Genomic DNA, 16,590 nt, shown 5'->3' with positions numbered 1-16,590 from the left:
CAGCTCCTGGCCGAACTTCCGATCCTCCTTGATCGCAGCTCGGGTAATTTTCTAATGGGGGTGAATCGTGGTAACCGGCACGACGGTTCCACATGCACGTATTCGGCGGTAAAACCGAATACTTGAGCGAACAGCAGGGTTATGGCGAAAGGCCGGCATTGTGCAGGCTCGAACGATTCAGCTCAAGCGCGTGACCGCCGGCAGCGTCATGGCGCGGACTTCGCCTTGCAGGAAGTCGCTGAGGCGGCGCAAACGTTCACCTCCCGGACGGGTCTTTGGCCACACCAGGTAATAATTCAGTCCGCTGGCGACCGCCGTCGGCCACGGCAGACTCAAGCGTCCTTGCGCGACATCCTCGGCCACCATCAGCAGATCGCCCATGGACACCCCATAGCCCCGGGCTGCCGCAATCATCCCGAGTTCCAGGGTATCGAACACCTGCCCGCCCTTGAGCGACACCTGATCCGACAGCCCCATGTGTTCCAGCCAACTGCGCCAGTCGCGGCGGTCCGGCGTCGGGTGTAGCAACTCGGCACTGGCCAGCCGCGCCACATCCCACGGCTGATCGTTGAGCAGATTCGGCGCACCGACCGGAATCAGCTCCTCCGGAAACAGCAGGCTGGCTTCCCAGTCCGGCGGGAAATGCCCGTCACTCAGCAACACCGCGCAATCGAAGGGTTCGTTGTTGAAGTCCACCGAATCCACGTCCATCCACGCGCTGGTCAGTTGCACCTCGTTGCCTGGCTGCAAATGGCGGAAACGACTGAGCCGCGCCAGCAACCAGCGCATGGTCAGGGTCGACGGGGCTTTCATGCGCAGGATGTCATCTTCGGCGCGCAAGGTATTGCAGGCCCGTTCCAGCGCGGCAAAGCCATCACGGATGCCCGGCAGCAGCAGGCGCGCCGACTCGGTCAGTTGCAGGTTGCGCCCGCTGCGGTGGAACAAGCGGCAGGCGAAATGCTCTTCGAGCGTACGAATATGTCGGCTCACCGCACTTTGAGTGATCGACAACTCTTCGGCTGCCCGGGTGAACGAACTGTGGCGGGCCGCCGCTTCGAATGCGCGCAGGGCATACAAGGGTGGAAGACGACGGGACATGCACAGCGCTCCTATGGCGGGATTGCGCCAACTTAGCAGAATCGCGGCAGGATGAGTTTTAATCATGCCACCCATCCTTTTTATCCCTTTGTGCAACCCGCGCCAAACCCTGAGAATCGACGGTCTCTTGCTCCCTCTTTTATAAGGATGTGAACGCCATGCAGCGTCCTGTGCGTACCGAACTCTGGGCCATCCTGCGGCTGGCGGGGCCGTTGATCGCCTCGCAGTTGGCGCACATGTTGATGGTGCTGACCGACACCTTGATGATGGCGCGCCTCAGTCCCGAAGCGCTGGCCGGTGGCGGTCTGGGCGCAGCGAGCTATTCGTTCGTGTCGATTTTCTGCATCGGCGTGATCGCGGCGGTCGGCACTCTGGTGGCGATTCGTCAGGGCGCCGGCGACATCATCGGCGCCGCCCGCCTGACTCAGGCCGGGCTTTGGCTGGCGTGGCTGATGGCGCTCGGTGCCGGGCTGCTGTTGTGGAACCTGAAACCGGTGCTGTTGCTGTTCGGCCAGACCGAGACCAATGTCAACGCCGCCGGGCAATTTCTGATCGCCCTGCCGTTCGCCCTGCCCGGCTACCTGAGCTTCATGGCCTTGCGCGGCTTCACCAGCGCCATCGGCCGGGCAACGCCGGTGATGGTCATCAGCCTCGCCGGTACGGTGGCCAACTTCCTGCTCAATTACGCGCTGATCACCGGCATGTTCGGCCTGCCGAAACTGGGGCTGACCGGTATCGGTCTGGTCACGGCGATTGTCGCCAACTGCATGGCACTGGCGCTGGCATGGCACATCCGTCGGCATCCGGCCTACGACGCGTACCCGTTGCGTGAAGGCCTGTCGCGGCCGAACCGGCAGTACCTGAAAGAACTCTGGCGCCTGGGTCTCCCGATCGGCGGCACCTATGCGGTGGAAGTCGGGCTGTTCGCCTTCGCCGCGTTGTGCATGGGCACCATGGGCAGCACGCAACTGGCGGCGCACCAGATCGCCCTGCAAATCGTCTCGGTGGCGTTCATGGTTCCGGCGGGGATGTCGTATGCGATCACCATGCGCGTCGGCCAGCACTACGGCGCCGGGCAATTGAGCGATGCGCGGATGTCCGGGCGGGTCGGCATCGTCTTTGGTGCGGTGGTGATGCTGGGGTTTGCGATGGTGTTCTGGTTGTTGCCGAATCAACTGGTCGGTTTGTTCCTCGACCATAACGACCCGGCGTTTGCCGAGGTGATTCGTCTGGCGGTGAGCCTGCTGGCCGTGGCAGCGTGGTTCGAGCTGTTCGACGGCACGCAGACGATTGCCATGGGCTGCATTCGCGGGCTCAAGGATGCCAAGACCACATTCCTGGTCGGGCTCGGTTGCTATTGGCTGATCGGCGCGCCGGCGGCGTGGCTGATGGCGTTCCATCTGCACTGGGGGCCGACCGGCGTCTGGTGGGGCCTGGCGCTGGGGCTGGCGTGTGCGGCGGTGAGCCTGACGCTGGCGTTCGAATGGAAGATGAAGCGGATGATTCGGCTCGAGCCGCAACCTCAAGACTTCAAGATCGCTCAGCCCGAGTGAGTTTCACTGTGGGAGCGAGCTTGCTCGCGATAAGGGTGTGTCAGTGACTAATCGTTCGACTGATACTCCGCCATCGCGAGCAAGCTCGCTCCCACAGGGTCTTGAGGCTAAACCACGATTCCCAGCGGTGGCTGACTGGCATCAGCCACCAGATAATCAATCAGTTCCGCCAACGGCAACGGCTTGCTGATCAGGTAACCCTGCACCTGATCGCAACCGAACCCGCGAAGCAGATCCAGCTGCTCGCGGGTTTCCACCCCTTCGGCCACCACTTCCAGATGCAGGTTGTGCGCGAGGTTGATCATCGCGTGCACCAGTTTGCGGTTCTCTTCGCGCTGCTCCATGCCGCCGACGAAACTCTTGTCGATCTTCAGCAAGGTGATCGGCAGGCTGTTGAGGTGCACGAACGACGAGAACCCGGTGCCGAAGTCATCCAGCGAGAAACGCACGCCGAGGCGACCGAGAGCGTCCATGGTCTGCTTGACCAGATCGCTGCGGCGCATCACGGCGGTTTCGGTGAGTTCGAATTCCAGCCATTGCGCCTCGACACCGCGCTCGGCGATCAAGCGGCTGAGCGTCGGCAGCAACTGGCTGTCCTGAAACTGGCGGAACGACAGGTTGATCGCCATATGCAGCGCCGGCAATCCGCGTTCGCGCAACGCCTGCATATCGCGCAAGGCCCGGGAAATCACCCAGTAACCCAGCGGCACGATCAAGCCGCTCTGCTCGGCCAGCGGCACGAATTCGCTCGGTGGTAGCAGGCCGCGTTCGCTGTGGCGCCAGCGCACCAAGGCTTCGAGGCCGACGATCTGGCCGTCCTGCATATTCAGGCGCGGCTGGTAATGCAGCTCCAGCTCATCGCGACGCAAGGCCCGGCGCAGCTCGCTTTCGAGGTCGGCCATGCTCCGCGCGTTGCGGTTGATCCGCTCGTTGAAGATGTGAAAGGTGCAGCCCTGAGTGCTCTTGGCCTGCTGCATGGCGATGTGCGCGTGCCACATCAGCGGATCGGCGCCGCCCTGGGCGCGGGCATGGGCGATGCCGAGGCTGGAGCCGATCAAAAGGCTTTCGCCGTCGACCCAGTAAGGTTCAGCCAGAGCTTCGGTGATCCGTTCGGCCATCCATTCCGCCCGTTGCGGGGCGCGGCGGGTATCGATCAGCAGGGCGAATTCATCGCTGCCCAGGCGCGCCAGTTGATCGCCGACTTCCAGCTGACTTTTCAGCCGTGCGACGACTTGCAGGATCAGGCGGTCGCCGGCCTGGTGGCCAAGGGCGTCGTTGGCGTGGCGGAAGTTGTCGAGGTCGAGGTGCCCGAGGGCCAGGCCGCGGCCGTCGTTTTCGGCGAGGCGCGCCGTAAGCAGGGTCTGGAAGCCCTGACGGTTGGCGATGCCGGTCAGCGGATCCTGTTCGGCCAGGCGTTGCAGGGTGTTTTCCAGCACGCCACGTTCGCGCACATGCCGCAGGCAACGCCGGAGCATGCCGGCATCGAGGGCATCGAATACCAGCCAGTCGCTGACGCCGTCGGGCGCGGTCGCCGGTTCGTGTTCCAGAAGCAATACCGTCGGCAGACTGCAACGGCCGGGCGCCGGCTGCAACGCGGGAACGGTCAACAACACCGCGTGGCGGTTGTCTTCGAACAGACTGCTGACCGACTCCCAGTTCGGCGCGCTGATCAGCACCGCCGCACTCCCCAACGGAGCCAGACACTCGCGCAATAACGCTGTCCACGCTGGCTCTTCGGCCAGTAGCAGCAAACGCAAGGGTTCGACAGGCGTAGTCAAGCTGACTCCCTAGACTCTGCAATGATGTGGGCGGCAGGCATTATGCCGTTGCGGCTACCAATGACCAAACGACAACGGTTATCAAAACGTTATTTTGTGTCACGAATGAGAACATTAGCCGCAAAATCACCGCGCATCCTGCGTGAAAGTAACAAAACCGGCAAATTTGAATCGCGTGCTGCGTCACAAGTCGGAGAGAGCAGCACAAATCGCTGAGCCTGTTAAAATGCCGGCCCATTTCGTCAACGACTCCCGAATTTTCGTATGTCCCGACTCAATCCCCGGCAGCAAGAAGCCGTGAACTACGTCGGCGGCCCTCTATTGGTGCTCGCCGGTGCTGGCTCCGGCAAGACCAGCGTGATCACGCGCAAGATTGCGCACCTGATCCAGAACTGCGGCATCCGTGCCCAGTACATCGTCGCCATGACCTTCACTAACAAGGCCGCGCGCGAGATGAAGGAACGGGTCGGCACGCTGCTGCGTGCCGGCGAAGGTCGCGGCCTGACGGTCTGCACCTTCCACAACCTGGGCCTGAACATCATCCGCAAGGAACATGAACGGCTGGGCTACAAACCCGGTTTCTCGATCTTCGACGAAACCGACGTCAAGTCGCTGATGACCGACATCATGCAGAAGGAATATGCAGGCGACGACGGCGTCGACGAGATCAAGAACATGATCGGCGCCTGGAAAAACGACCTGATCCTGCCGGCCCAGGCCCTGGAAAACGCCCGCAACCCCAAGGAACAGACCGCCGCCATCGTCTACACCCACTACCAGCGCACGCTCAAGGCGTTCAACGCGGTGGACTTCGACGACTTGATCCTGCTGCCGGTGAAACTCTTCGAAGAGCACGCCGACATCCTCGAAAAGTGGCAGAACAAGGTGCGTTACCTGCTGGTCGACGAATACCAGGACACCAACGCCAGCCAGTATTTGCTGGTGAAAATGCTCATCGGCAAGCGTAACCAGTTCACCGTGGTGGGCGACGACGACCAGTCGATCTACGCCTGGCGCGGCGCGCGGCCGGAAAATCTGATGCTGCTCAAGGACGACTACCCGTCCCTGAAAGTGGTGATGCTGGAGCAGAACTACCGCTCCACCAGCCGCATCCTGCGCTGCGCCAACGTGCTGATCTCGAACAACCCGCACGAATTCGAGAAGCAGCTGTGGAGTGAAATGGGCCACGGCGACGAGATCCGCGTGATCCGCTGCCGCAACGAGGACGCCGAAGCCGAGCGCGTGGCCATGGAAATCCTCAGCCTGCACTTGCGCACCGACCGCCCGTACAGCGATTTCGCGATCCTCTATCGCGGCAACTACCAGGCCAAGCTGATCGAGCTGAAACTGCAGCACCATCAGGTGCCGTACCGTTTGAGCGGCGGCAACAGCTTCTTCGGCCGTCAGGAAGTGAAAGACCTGATGGCCTACTTCCGCCTGATCGTGAACCCGGACGACGACAACGCCTTCCTGCGGGTGATCAACGTGCCGCGCCGTGAAATCGGCTCGACGACCCTGGAAAAACTCGGCAACTACGCCACCGAACGCAAGATCTCGATGTACGCCGCCACCGACGAACTCGGCCTGGGCGAGCATCTGGACAGCCGCTTCACCGATCGCCTGTCGCGCTTCAAGCGCTTCATGGACAAGGTGCGCGAGCAGTGCGCCGGCGAAGACCCGATCTCCGCCCTGCGCAGCATGGTCATGGACATCGACTACGAGAACTGGCTGCGCACCAACAGCTCCAGCGACAAGGCTGCGGACTACCGGATGAGCAACGTCTGGTTCCTGATCGAAGCCTTGAAGAACACCCTGGAAAAAGACGAAGACGGCGAAATGACCGTCGAGGACGCCATCGGCAAACTGGTCCTGCGTGACATGCTCGAACGTCAGCAGGAAGAGGAAGACGGCGCCGAAGGCGTGCAGATGATGACGCTGCATGCGTCCAAGGGCCTGGAATTCCCTTACGTGTTCATCATGGGCATGGAAGAGGAAATCCTCCCGCACCGTTCCAGTATCGAAGCCGACACCATCGAAGAAGAACGCCGCCTGGCCTACGTGGGCATCACCCGCGCGCGCCAGACCCTCGCGTTTACCTTCGCCGCCAAGCGCAAACAGTACGGCGAGATCATCGACTGCGCGCCAAGCCGCTTCCTCGATGAACTGCCGCCGGACGACCTGGCCTGGGAAGGCAACGACGACACACCGACCGAAGTCAAAGCCGTGCGGGGCAACAGCGCATTGGCTGATATACGCGCGATGTTAAAGCGCTAGAATTGACCACTTTTTACTAGACCTTCGACGCACAAAGCGTCAAATGAGGACAGCTTCATGGAAGCATTGCACCAGAAAATCCGCGAACAAGGCATCGTGCTTTCCGACCAGGTCCTGAAGGTCGACGCCTTCCTGAACCACCAGATCGACCCGGCCCTGATGAAGCTGATCGGCGACGAATTCGCCACGCTGTTCAAGGATTCGGGCATCACCAAGATCGTCACCATCGAAGCCTCGGGCATCGCCCCGGCGATCATGACCGGTCTGAACCTCGGCGTGCCGGTGATCTTCGCCCGCAAGCAACAGTCCCTGACCCTGACTGAAAACCTGCTGTCGGCGACCGTCTACTCGTTCACCAAAAAGACCGAAAGCACCGTGGCCATCTCCCCGCGTCACCTGACCAGCAGCGACCGCGTGCTGATCATCGACGACTTCCTGGCCAACGGTAAGGCATCCCAGGCGCTGATCTCGATCATCAAACAGGCCGGCGCCACCGTCGCGGGCTTGGGCATCGTGATCGAGAAGTCGTTCCAGGGCGGCCGTGCGGAGCTGGATTCGCAGGGTTACCGCGTCGAGTCGCTGGCTCGCGTGAAGTCGCTGAAGGATGGTGTGGTGACTTTCATCGAGTAATCGCTGAAAGGCGCAAGCTTGCCGCAATAACTGTGGGAGCGGGCTTGCTCGCGAATGCGTCAGTTCAGTCTCCATCTTCGGTGTCTGACTAACCGCTTTCGCGAGCAAGCCCGCTCCCACAGTGGTTTTGTGCCGGGAGTTATTGCGCGGTAGCTTTGAGGCCGGTGAGGAGCAACCGCTGAAACAGGTCTTCCTTCAGACCTTCCGGGCTGGTGAGCTGCATGCGTGCCAGATGCTCCGGATACAGCGAAGCCTCAGGCGCATCCAGTGCTGCCTTGCCCAGTTCCAGAATCTCCGTCAGCTTGAATTTGCTCTTGAGCCAGTTCAGCGCCCGCAACAGATCCTTCTCGACCTCAGTGAAATCGCAACCCAGCGGATACTCCGGAAACAGGTTCGGATGCCGCGCGGCAATCGCCTGCAAGCGTTGCGGGGTGTTGTCGGTAAAGCGCGGATCGAGGCGGAAATCCTTCGGCAGCTTGCCGACTTTCTGCGCCTGCTCGATCAGGCCCTGCTGGAAGCGCGAGTCGCTGATGTTCAACAGCGCCTCGATCACCATCGCATCCGACTTGCCGCGCAGATCGGCGATGCCGTACTCGGTGACCACGATGTCGCGCAGGTGCCGTGGAATCGTGCAGTGGCCATACTCCCAGACGATGTTTGAACTGACATCGCCGCCGGATTCGCGCCAGCTGCGCAGCAGCAGGATCGAGCGCGCATCGTGCAGCGCATGGCCTTGGGCAACGAAGTTGTATTGCCCGCCGACGCCGCTGAGCACACGTCCATCCTCCAGTTGATCCGCCACCCCCGCCCCCAGCAGAGTCATGGTGAACACGGTATTGATGAACCGCGCATCCAGACGCTGCAGGCGTTTGAGCTCTTCCTGACCGTACAGCTCGTTGATGTAGCTGATGCGGGTCATGTTGAATTCAAGGCGTTTGCTCAGCGGTAATTCACGCAAGCGCTCATAGAAACTGCGCGGCCCGAGGAAGAAACCGCCGTGGATCGACAGGCCATCGGTTTGCGCCGCCTCGTCGAGAGTCCCGGCGTTGGCCTGCTCCTGAGTCTGCACATCCGGGTAGACCTTGCGCCGGATGATCCCGGCTTCGGCCAGCACCAGCAGGCCGTTGACGAACATTTCGCTGCAACCGTACAGGCCTTTGGCGAAAGGCTCGATGCCGCCCTCGCGTTCGATCAACTGCGCCCACTGGCTGAGGTTCACATCGGCCAGCAAGTCCAGGTATCCGGCGTTGTCCGCCTGACGCGCCAGCAACGCAGCGGTCAGCGCATCGCCCATCGAACCGATGCCGATCTGCAAGGTGCCGCCATCGCGTACCAACGTACTGGCGTGTAATCCGATGAAGTGATCCTGAAAGCCGACAGGCATGTTTGGCGTGGAAAACAGCGTGCTGCTGTCTTTCTCGTCGATCAGCAGGTCGAAGGTATCGATATCGACTTCCGCATCGCCGGGCATGTACGGCAACTCGGTGTGCACCTGGCCGACCAGCAGAATGGTCTCCCCCGCCGCCCGGCGTTTGGCGATCATTGGAAACAGGTCGAGGGTGATGTCCGGGTTGCAGCTCAGGCTCAGCCGATCCGGATGTTCGCTGCTGCTGGCGAGCAACTGCGCCACCAGGTTCAGGCCGGCGGCGTTGATGTCGCGGGCGGCGTGGCTGTAGTTGCTGCTGACGTAATCCTGCTGGGCCGGCGCGCTGTTAAGCAGGCTGCCGGGCTGCATGAAGAATTGCTCGATGCGGATGTTGGACGGCAGGCTGTCGCGGTGCAGGTCGGCGAGAAATTCCAGTTCCGGGTAATCACCGAACACCCGCTCGACGAAGGGTTCGATGAAGCGCTTCTGCAAACCGTCGCCCAGGGCCGGACGGCCGAGGCACAGGGCGGTGTAGATCGTCAGCTGCCGGTCGGGCAACCCGGCGACCCGCCGGTACAGCGCGTTGACGAAGGGATTGGGTTTGCCCAGCCCCAGCGGCAGGCCCATGTGGATGTGCGCCGGCAACCGCGCCAGCACGTCGTCCACTGCCTGTTCGATCGAACACAACTGCACCATCTGAAGCCTCCTGCCCGTTCCGTGAATAGAGGTACGACCGAGATTGCCGGTTGTTTGCTGCAAAGAACAGCCTCAGGCCCAAATCGCGGGCACAAAAAAACCGTCCGGAGACGGTTTTTTTCGTCAGAAGCGCAGCTTATTTCAGGCCGGACATCTTCTGGATGGCGCCCTTCAGCTCGTCATCCGAGCAATCAGCGCAGGTGCCTTTCGGCGGCATGGCGTTGATGCCGGTGATGGCCTTGGCCAGGATGCCGTCGAGGCCGCCCTGGTGATCGGCGCGCTCTTTCCAGGCGGCGGCGTCACCGATTTTCGGTGCGCCCAACAGGCCGGTGCCGTGGCAAGCGTTGCAATGTTTGGCAATCACTTCGTCCGGCGTCTTGGCGCCGCCACCGCCGCCTGCCGAAGCAGCGACTTCCATCCCCTTGCACTCTTGCCCTTGAACACACACCTGGCCGACCGGCTCGAGGCGTTTGGCAATGTCGTCATTCGTCGCAGCTTGAGCGCTGACAGCCCAGAGGGCCAGTACGGTTGCTGGTGCAGCCAGCATTTTCATAATTAGGTTCACGCGTTCACCCTCAATGGTGGCTATTCACGCCTGCGGCCACGGTTCGCAGGCGGGCGCAAGTATAGCGGTTAGCCCGCTTCACTGAAACAACCCCAAAGTCGAAGGGGTTATATCGCGCTGTGGAAAAACGTTTCGGGTGCCTTCGCCATATGGCCTGGCGCCTCTTTGTTTAGAAATTCGCCGGCGTGGCTGCGCTGATTAGTCGCGCCGGTGCATCGAACGGATTACGGAAACGATGCGGCTTGGTACTTTCAAAGTAGTAGCTGTCGCCGGCTTCGAGGATAAAAGTTTCAAGACCCACCACCAGCTCCAGGCGCCCTTCCACCAGAATCCCGGTTTCCTCGCCTTCGTGGGTGAGCATTTCTTCGCCGGTATCGGCGCCCGGCGGGTAGATTTCATTGAGGAACGCGATGGCCCGGCTCGGGTGCGCGCGGCCGACCAGTTTCATGGTCACGGCGCCGTCGGAAATGTCGATCAGCTCGTTGGCCTTGTAGACGATCTGGGTCGGTTTTTCCTGCAGGATCTCTTCGGAAAAGAACTCGACCATGGACATGGGAATCCCGCCCAGAACTTTCCTCAGCGAACTGATCGAAGGGCTGACGCTGTTCTTTTCGATCATCGAAATGGTGCTGTTGGTGACGCCCGCGCGCTTGGCGAGTTCACGCTGGGAAAGCCCTTTGAGCTTGCGGATCGATTGCAGTCGTTCACCGACGTCCAAGGCTGGAGCCTCCTGATGCTGTAGAAATATTGAGCGTTATCATGGCGACAGCGTTCAGTATTTACAACACTTGGGCCCCGCTTGCGCTTCAACCCTCGGAATAGAGCCTTGGCACTCGACGCAGGTTGCAGAAGATCTGGTACGGAATGGTGTCCGCCCACTTCGCCACGTCGCTGGCGAGGATGTTCTTGCCCCACAACTCGACAGTCGAACCGAGGCCGGCTTGCGGCACGTCGGTCAGGTCGATGCACAGCATGTCCATCGACACCCGACCAAGAATGCGGCTGCGCTGGCCGGCCACCAGTACCGGCGTGCCGGTCGGCGCCTGACGCGGATAACCGTCGGCATAACCCATGGCGACCACGCCGATGCGCATCGGTTTGTCGGTGATGAATTTCGCGCCGTAGCCCACCGGCTCGCCGGCCGGCAGTTCACGCACACTGATAACTTTCGATTCCAGCGTCATCACCGGTTGCAGGCGCTCGGCCACGGCGTTGGCTTCTTCGAACGGGGTGGCGCCGTAAAGCATGATGCCCGGACGCACCCAGTCGCTGTGAATCTGCGGCCAGCCCAGCACCGCCGGCGAGTTGCGCAGGCTGACTTCGGCCGCCAGGCCCTGACGCGCGGCTTCGAACACTGCGACCTGATCGGCGCTGCTCTGCTCGTGCAGCTCATCGGCCCGGGCGAAGTGGCTCATCAGCACGACTTTCGCCACGTTGCCGCTGGCCAGCAGACGCTGGTAGGCCGTCGGGTAATCTTTCGGATGCAGGCCAACCCGGTGCATGCCCGAGTCGAGCTTCAGCCACACGGTGATCGGTTTGCCCAACGCCGCCTGCTCGATCGCTTCAAGCTGCCACAGCGAATGCACCACGCACCAGAAATCGTGCTCGACGATCAGCGCCAGCTCGTCCGCCTCGAAAAAGCCTTCGAGCAGCAGCACCGGCGCACGGATGCCGGCGGCACGCAGCTCCAGGGCTTCTTCGATGCACGCCACCGCGAAGCCGTCCGCTTCAGCCTCCAGCGCCTGGGCGCAACGCACTGCGCCATGGCCGTAGGCATCGGCCTTGATCACTGCCAGTGCCTTGGCACCGGTGACTTCACGGGCGATACGGTAGTTGTGACGCAGGGCTTGAAGGTCGATCAGGGCACGGGCAGGACGCATGGCAGCAGACTTCTTGGCGGTCATGGGAATAAAAACCGGCGCTGGCTGACGGCGTGAACCGCCAACAGCACCGGGAGAGGGATCTTTACAACGGGTTACGGCAACGCGGCGACGATGGAGATCTCGACCAGGATGCTCGGCTTGGCCATCTTCGCTTCAACCGTGGCACGCGCCGGGGCGGCGCCTTTGGGCAGCCACTGATCCCACACCGAATTCATGCCGGCAAAGTGCGCTTCGATATCGTTCAGGTAGATCGTCGCCGACAGCAGATGCTGTTTGTCGGTGCCGGCCAGATCGAGCAGACGCTCGATGTTGGCGAGTACGTCGCGGGTCTGCTGTTCGACACCGGCGTTGAAGTCATCGCCGACCTGCCCGGACAGATACACCGTACCGTTGTGGCTGACGATCTGACTCATGCGCTCATTGGTGAGCTGGCGCTGGATTGCCATGCTTTGCGGACTCCTGGGTGGTGTTGCCGTAACGGGAAATATCGAGGCCTTCGGCGCTGATCTGTGGCTTTTTCTTCGCCATCAGGTCAGCCAGCAAGCGACCGGAGCCGCACGCCATGGTCCAGCCGAGGGTGCCGTGACCGGTGTTCAGGAACAGGTTCTTGAACGGGGTGGCGCCGACGATCGGCGTGCCATCCGGGGTAGTTGGGCGCAGGCCGGTCCAGAAGCTCGCTTCGGCCAGATTGCCGCCCTGAGGATAAAGGTCGTTGACGATCATCTCCAGGGTTTCGCGCCGACGCGGGTTCAGCGACAGGTCAAAACCGGCGATCTCCGCCATGCCGCCAACGCGGATGCGGTTGTCGAAACGGGTGATCGCGACCTTGTAGGTCTCGTCGAGAATGGTCGAAGTCGGGGCCATCGCCGGGTTGGTGATCGGCACGGTCAGCGAGTAGCCCTTCAACGGATACACCGGGGCCTTGATGCCCAGCGGCTTGAGCAGTTGCGGCGAGTAGCTGCCGAGGGCCAGCACGTAGCGGTCAGCGGTTTCCAGCTTGCCGTCGATCCACACGCCGTTGATGCGGTCACCGGCGAAGTCGAGGCGCTGGATGTCCTGGCCGAAGCGGAACTCCACACCGAGCTTGGTGGCCATTTCGGCGAGGCGGGTGGTGAAGATCTGGCAGTCGCCGGTCTGGTCGTTCGGCAGGCGCAGGGCACCGGCGAGGATGTCGGTGACACCGGCCAGCGCCGGTTCGACGCGGGCAATGCCGGCGCGGTCGAGGACTTCGAACGGTACGCCGGATTCTTTCAAAACGGCGATGTCCTTGGCGGCGTTATCCAGTTGCGCCTGGGTGCGGAACAACTGGGTCGTACCGAGGCTGCGGCCTTCGTAGGCGATGCCGGTTTCGGCGCGCAATTCGTCGAGGCAGTCGCGGCTGTACTCGGACAGACGCACCATGCGTTCCTTGTTCACCGCGTAACGGTTGGCGGTGCAGTTGCGCAGCATCTGCGCCATCCACAGGTACTGGTCGATGTCGGCGGTAGCCTTGATCGCCAGCGGCGCGTGGCGTTGCAACAGCCACTTGATGGCCTTGAGCGGCACGCCCGGCGCAGCCCACGGCGAGGCGTAGCCCGGCGAAACCTGGCCGGCGTTGGCGAAACTGGTCTCCATGGCCGCGGCGGGCTGCCGGTCGACCACCACCACTTCAAACCCGGCACGGGCCAGATAGTAAGCACTGGCGGTACCGATGACGCCGCTACCCAAGACCATAACGCGCATTTTGTATCCCTCATCGCGGCGTGCCGCGTACGTCTGTTGTTAGAGCAATGATGCGCGCAGTGTAAAAAAGATTTGCCAGTGCTTTTCACTGTATAAGCGCCTATATTTGGCGACAATTCTCGGCAAAAACCCTTTTCACGGAGGCGCATCCCCTATGCGTACCAACACTCAGACCAAACGTGAGCTGGACAAGATCGACCGCAACATCTTGCGGATCCTGCAGGCGGACGGGCGGATTTCATTCACCGAGCTGGGCGAGAAGGTCGGGCTCTCCACCACGCCATGCACGGAGCGGGTGCGGCGCCTGGAGCGCGAGGGGATCATCATGGGCTACAACGCCCGCCTGAATCCGCAGCACTTGAAGGGTAGTCTGCTGGTGTTCGTCGAGATCAGCCTCGACTACAAATCCGGTGATACTTTCGAAGAGTTCCGACGTGCGGTGCTGAAATTGCCCCACGTGCTGGAATGCCATCTGGTGTCAGGGGATTTCGACTATCTGGTGAAGGCGCGGATTTCCGAGATGGCCTCGTACCGCAAGCTGCTGGGCGACATCCTGCTCAAGCTGCCGCACGTGCGTGAATCCAAGAGCTACATCGTGATGGAAGAAGTGAAAGAGAGTCTGAGCCTGCCGATTCCGGACTGAACGCTCAGACCAGCACCTGCCGGTTTTCAGCCATGTACTCGAACACCTGCTTCTCGACCCGTGGATGAATCAGCTCCACCGGCCGCCGGCCGTTGGGGCACGGCAAGGTCTGGGTGGTGCCGAACAACCGGCAGATCAGCGGCCGCTCGTCATACACCGTGCAGCCATTCGGTCCCAAGTGCACACAGTTGAGCTCTTCCATCGCTGCGTCCTGCTCGGCGCGGGTCTTGCGCGGCAGGCGGGACATTTCCTCGGGCGAGGTGGTCACCGGCCCGCAACAGTCATGACAGCCCGGCACGCATTCGAACGTGGGAATCTGCTGACGCAGGGTGCGGATTTTCTGACTGTTGCAGCTCATTGCAGCGGTAACCGGAGCGAAATAGGCGGTAATTGTGCCGCAAAAGCCGTGATCCAGACACCACGGGCCGACCAATGTTGCCCGGCCTCGGGCCTGCGGCTTATGCTCCGTCAAATTTTCTCGACACCCGCTCAGGATGACGCCCATGAATGCCCGCGCCCAAGCCACCGCGAGCCAACCCCACGTTGCCTCTTATTACGCCGCCAGCAGCCTGCCGCAGCCCGACCAACCGGTGCTGCAAGGTGAACTGATCGCGGACGTGTGCGTGGTCGGCGGCGGTTTCTCCGGGCTGAACACCGCGCTGGAACTGGCTGAACGGGGTTTGAGCGTGGTGTTGCTGGAGGCGCACCGGATCGGCTGGGGCGCCAGCGGCCGCAACGGCGGGCAGCTGATTCGCGGGGTCGGTCACGGCCTCGATCAGTTCGCCAACGTGATCGGCGCCGACGGCGTGCGTCAGATGAAACTCATGGGGCTGGAAGCGGTGGAAATCGTCCGCCAGCGCGTCGAAAAATTTCAGATCCCTTGCGACCTGACCTGGGGTTACTGCGACCTCGCCAACAAACCTTCCGATCTGGAAGGTTTTGCCGAGGACGCCGAAGAGCTGCGCGGCCTCGGTTATCGCTACGAAACCCGACTGCTGCAAGCGAACGAAATGCACACCGTGGTCGGTTCCAACCGCTACGTCGGCGGTTTGATCGACATGGGTTCCGGGCATCTGCACCCGCTGAACCTGGCACTCGGCGAAGCCGCAGCAGCGCAGCAACTCGGGGTGAAGCTGTTCGAGCAATCGGCGGTCACCCGTATCGACTACGGCCCGGAAGTCCGGGTGCATACAGCGCAAGGTTCGGTGCGGGCGAAGACCTTGGTACTAGGCTGCAACGCCTATCTCAACAATCTGAATCCGCAACTCAGCGGCAAGGTGCTGCCGGCCGGCAGCTACATCATCGCCACCGAACCCCTGAGCGAAGAACAGGCCCACGCCCTGCTGCCGCAGAACATGGCGGTCTGCGACCAGCGGGTGGCGCTCGATTACTACCGCCTCTCGGCGGACCGTCGCCTGCTGTTCGGCGGCGCCTGCCATTACTCGGGGCGTGATCCGAAAGACATCGGCGCGTACATGCGGCCGAAGATGCTGGAGGTGTTTCCGCAGCTCGCTTCAGCGAAGATCGATTATCAGTGGGGCGGGATGATCGGCATCGGTGCCAACCGTCTGCCACAGATTGGCCGGCTCGCGGATCAGCCGAATGTGTATTACGCCCAGGCTTATTCCGGTCACGGCGTGAATGCCACGCACCTGGCGGGCAAGCTGCTGGCCGAGGCCATCAGCGGCCAGCATAGCGGCGGCTTCGACCTGTTCGCCAAAGTGCCACACATCACCTTCCCCGGCGGCAAGCATCTGCGTTCGCAGCTGTTGGCGTTGGGGATGTTGTGGCACCGACTTAAAGAGTTGGTCTGATGGACTTTCAGCGTCCCTGAAGACGACTTCGCGAGCAAGCTCGCTCCCACAGTTGACCGCGATCTGCCTGCCAGACACGGTCGAATGTGGGAGATTCTATGTTGCAGGGGAACCCTGCAACCTTAAATTGGGTTGGTATTCGCTCTGATTTTTCATAAGGGCGAATGCCACCCGGCAAAGCTTACGGGCGAGGATGACCAAAGCCTGGGTTCTGGCTAGACCTCTTGCCAGATAGGATTCATAGAACGGTTTCCAAACAGGGGACCGACAAGCTGCCATAGCTGCATTGTGTGCAAGACGCCGTAATTCCCCGTCACCTTTTTTGCTCAAGTGGCGAGGACTGTGTTTCTTGCCTGAGTCCTTTGCCTTCAAATCCATTCCCAGAAAGGCGATGAACGCATCGGCGCTGGCGAACTCACCTCGCATATACGTAGTTGCCAAGCCCGTTGCCGTGAGTTCACCAATCCCTTCAATCGCTTTGCAGCGTCTGATGTTTTCGCTAATGCCGGCCTCTTGGCTGACTTTGCGAAGTAATTCCTGAATGGCCTGATCAAGCTGTTTGAAATGC

At 61.5% G+C, this 16,590-nt stretch carries 15 protein-coding genes; 5 read left to right on the top strand and 10 right to left on the bottom strand.

Annotation, left to right across the window (positions count from 1 at the left end):
- Positions 1-177: 177 nt before the first annotated feature.
- On the bottom strand, positions 178-1,098 hold the full coding sequence (locus K5E37_RS16210) for a LysR substrate-binding domain-containing protein (RefSeq protein WP_085606083.1): 921 nt from the start codon (positions 1,096-1,098) through the stop codon (positions 178-180).
- 158 nt (positions 1,099-1,256) lie between these two features.
- On the opposite strand from K5E37_RS16210, the gene K5E37_RS16205 reads away from it, so the two are divergent.
- Positions 1,257-2,651 (top strand): NorM family multidrug efflux MATE transporter, encoded by a 1,395-nt coding sequence (locus K5E37_RS16205; RefSeq protein WP_085606085.1) that lies wholly within the window; start codon positions 1,257-1,259, stop codon positions 2,649-2,651.
- Positions 2,652-2,758: 107 nt separating this feature from the next.
- Here the strand turns inward: K5E37_RS16205 and K5E37_RS16200 are convergent, their stop codons facing one another.
- On the bottom strand, positions 2,759-4,429 hold the full coding sequence (locus tag K5E37_RS16200) for a bifunctional diguanylate cyclase/phosphodiesterase (RefSeq protein ID WP_221534480.1): 1,671 nt from the start codon (positions 4,427-4,429) through the stop codon (positions 2,759-2,761).
- Between the two features lie 264 nt (positions 4,430-4,693).
- Between K5E37_RS16200 and rep the strand changes: the two genes are divergently transcribed.
- On the top strand, positions 4,694-6,703 hold the full coding sequence (gene rep, locus K5E37_RS16195) for a DNA helicase Rep (protein WP_007954499.1): 2,010 nt from the start codon (positions 4,694-4,696) through the stop codon (positions 6,701-6,703).
- A 57-nt stretch (positions 6,704-6,760) separates the two neighbouring features.
- Positions 6,761-7,333: a xanthine phosphoribosyltransferase gene (locus K5E37_RS16190; protein ID WP_003229440.1), complete on the top strand. Its 573-nt coding sequence runs from the start codon at positions 6,761-6,763 to the stop codon at positions 7,331-7,333.
- A gap of 139 nt (positions 7,334-7,472) precedes the next feature.
- Here K5E37_RS16190 and K5E37_RS16185 read toward each other — a convergent pair whose 3' ends face one another.
- From K5E37_RS16185 to dadA, 6 genes are all read right to left on the bottom strand, one after another.
- Complete coding sequence (locus K5E37_RS16185) at positions 7,473-9,395, bottom strand: acetyl-CoA hydrolase/transferase C-terminal domain-containing protein (RefSeq protein ID WP_221534478.1); 1,923 nt, start codon at positions 9,393-9,395, stop codon at positions 7,473-7,475.
- Positions 9,396-9,531: 136 nt separating this feature from the next.
- Positions 9,532-9,948 (bottom strand): cytochrome c5 family protein, encoded by a 417-nt coding sequence (locus K5E37_RS16180; protein ID WP_085606091.1) that lies wholly within the window; start codon positions 9,946-9,948, stop codon positions 9,532-9,534.
- Between the two features lie 181 nt (positions 9,949-10,129).
- Entirely contained in the window at positions 10,130-10,678 is a 549-nt protein-coding gene (locus tag K5E37_RS16175) for a cupin domain-containing protein (RefSeq protein ID WP_003229444.1), read from the bottom strand.
- Positions 10,679-10,766: 88 nt separating this feature from the next.
- Complete coding sequence (gene alr / locus K5E37_RS16170; RefSeq protein ID WP_221534476.1) at positions 10,767-11,840, bottom strand: alanine racemase; 1,074 nt, start codon at positions 11,838-11,840, stop codon at positions 10,767-10,769.
- 95 nt (positions 11,841-11,935) lie between these two features.
- Complete coding sequence (locus tag K5E37_RS16165; RefSeq protein WP_039765240.1) at positions 11,936-12,289, bottom strand: RidA family protein; 354 nt, start codon at positions 12,287-12,289, stop codon at positions 11,936-11,938.
- A complete protein-coding gene (gene dadA / locus K5E37_RS16160; RefSeq protein WP_007954487.1) occupies positions 12,261-13,565 on the bottom strand; it encodes a D-amino acid dehydrogenase in 1,305 nt (434 codons plus the stop codon). Before dadA ends, K5E37_RS16165 begins: the two co-directional genes overlap by 29 nt.
- A gap of 154 nt (positions 13,566-13,719) precedes the next feature.
- Here dadA and K5E37_RS16155 point away from each other — a divergent pair, with 154 nt between their 5' ends.
- Positions 13,720-14,208 carry an Lrp/AsnC ligand binding domain-containing protein gene (locus K5E37_RS16155; RefSeq protein WP_003177284.1) on the top strand — a complete coding sequence of 163 codons (489 nt, stop codon included), beginning with the start codon at positions 13,720-13,722 and terminating at the stop codon, positions 14,206-14,208.
- 4 nt (positions 14,209-14,212) lie between these two features.
- Here the strand turns inward: K5E37_RS16155 and K5E37_RS16150 are convergent, their stop codons facing one another.
- Positions 14,213-14,566 (bottom strand): YkgJ family cysteine cluster protein, encoded by a 354-nt coding sequence (locus K5E37_RS16150; RefSeq protein ID WP_007954485.1) that lies wholly within the window; start codon positions 14,564-14,566, stop codon positions 14,213-14,215.
- Positions 14,567-14,711: 145 nt separating this feature from the next.
- On the opposite strand from K5E37_RS16150, the gene K5E37_RS16145 reads away from it, so the two are divergent.
- The gene (locus tag K5E37_RS16145; RefSeq protein WP_221534475.1) at positions 14,712-16,022 is read left to right on the top strand and encodes an FAD-binding oxidoreductase; all 1,311 of its coding nucleotides are present in this window, start codon (positions 14,712-14,714) and stop codon (positions 16,020-16,022) included.
- Between the two features lie 96 nt (positions 16,023-16,118).
- Here K5E37_RS16145 and K5E37_RS16140 read toward each other — a convergent pair.
- Positions 16,119-16,590: transposase (locus tag K5E37_RS16140; RefSeq protein WP_221534473.1), on the bottom strand; the 472-nt coding region annotated here is incomplete at its 5' end.

This window comes from Pseudomonas sp. RIT778 (assembly GCF_019718735.1).
Taxonomy (GTDB): Bacteria; Pseudomonadota; Gammaproteobacteria; order Pseudomonadales; family Pseudomonadaceae; genus Aquipseudomonas; species Aquipseudomonas aphyarum.
This window is presented reverse-complemented; position numbering and strand designations above follow the sequence as displayed.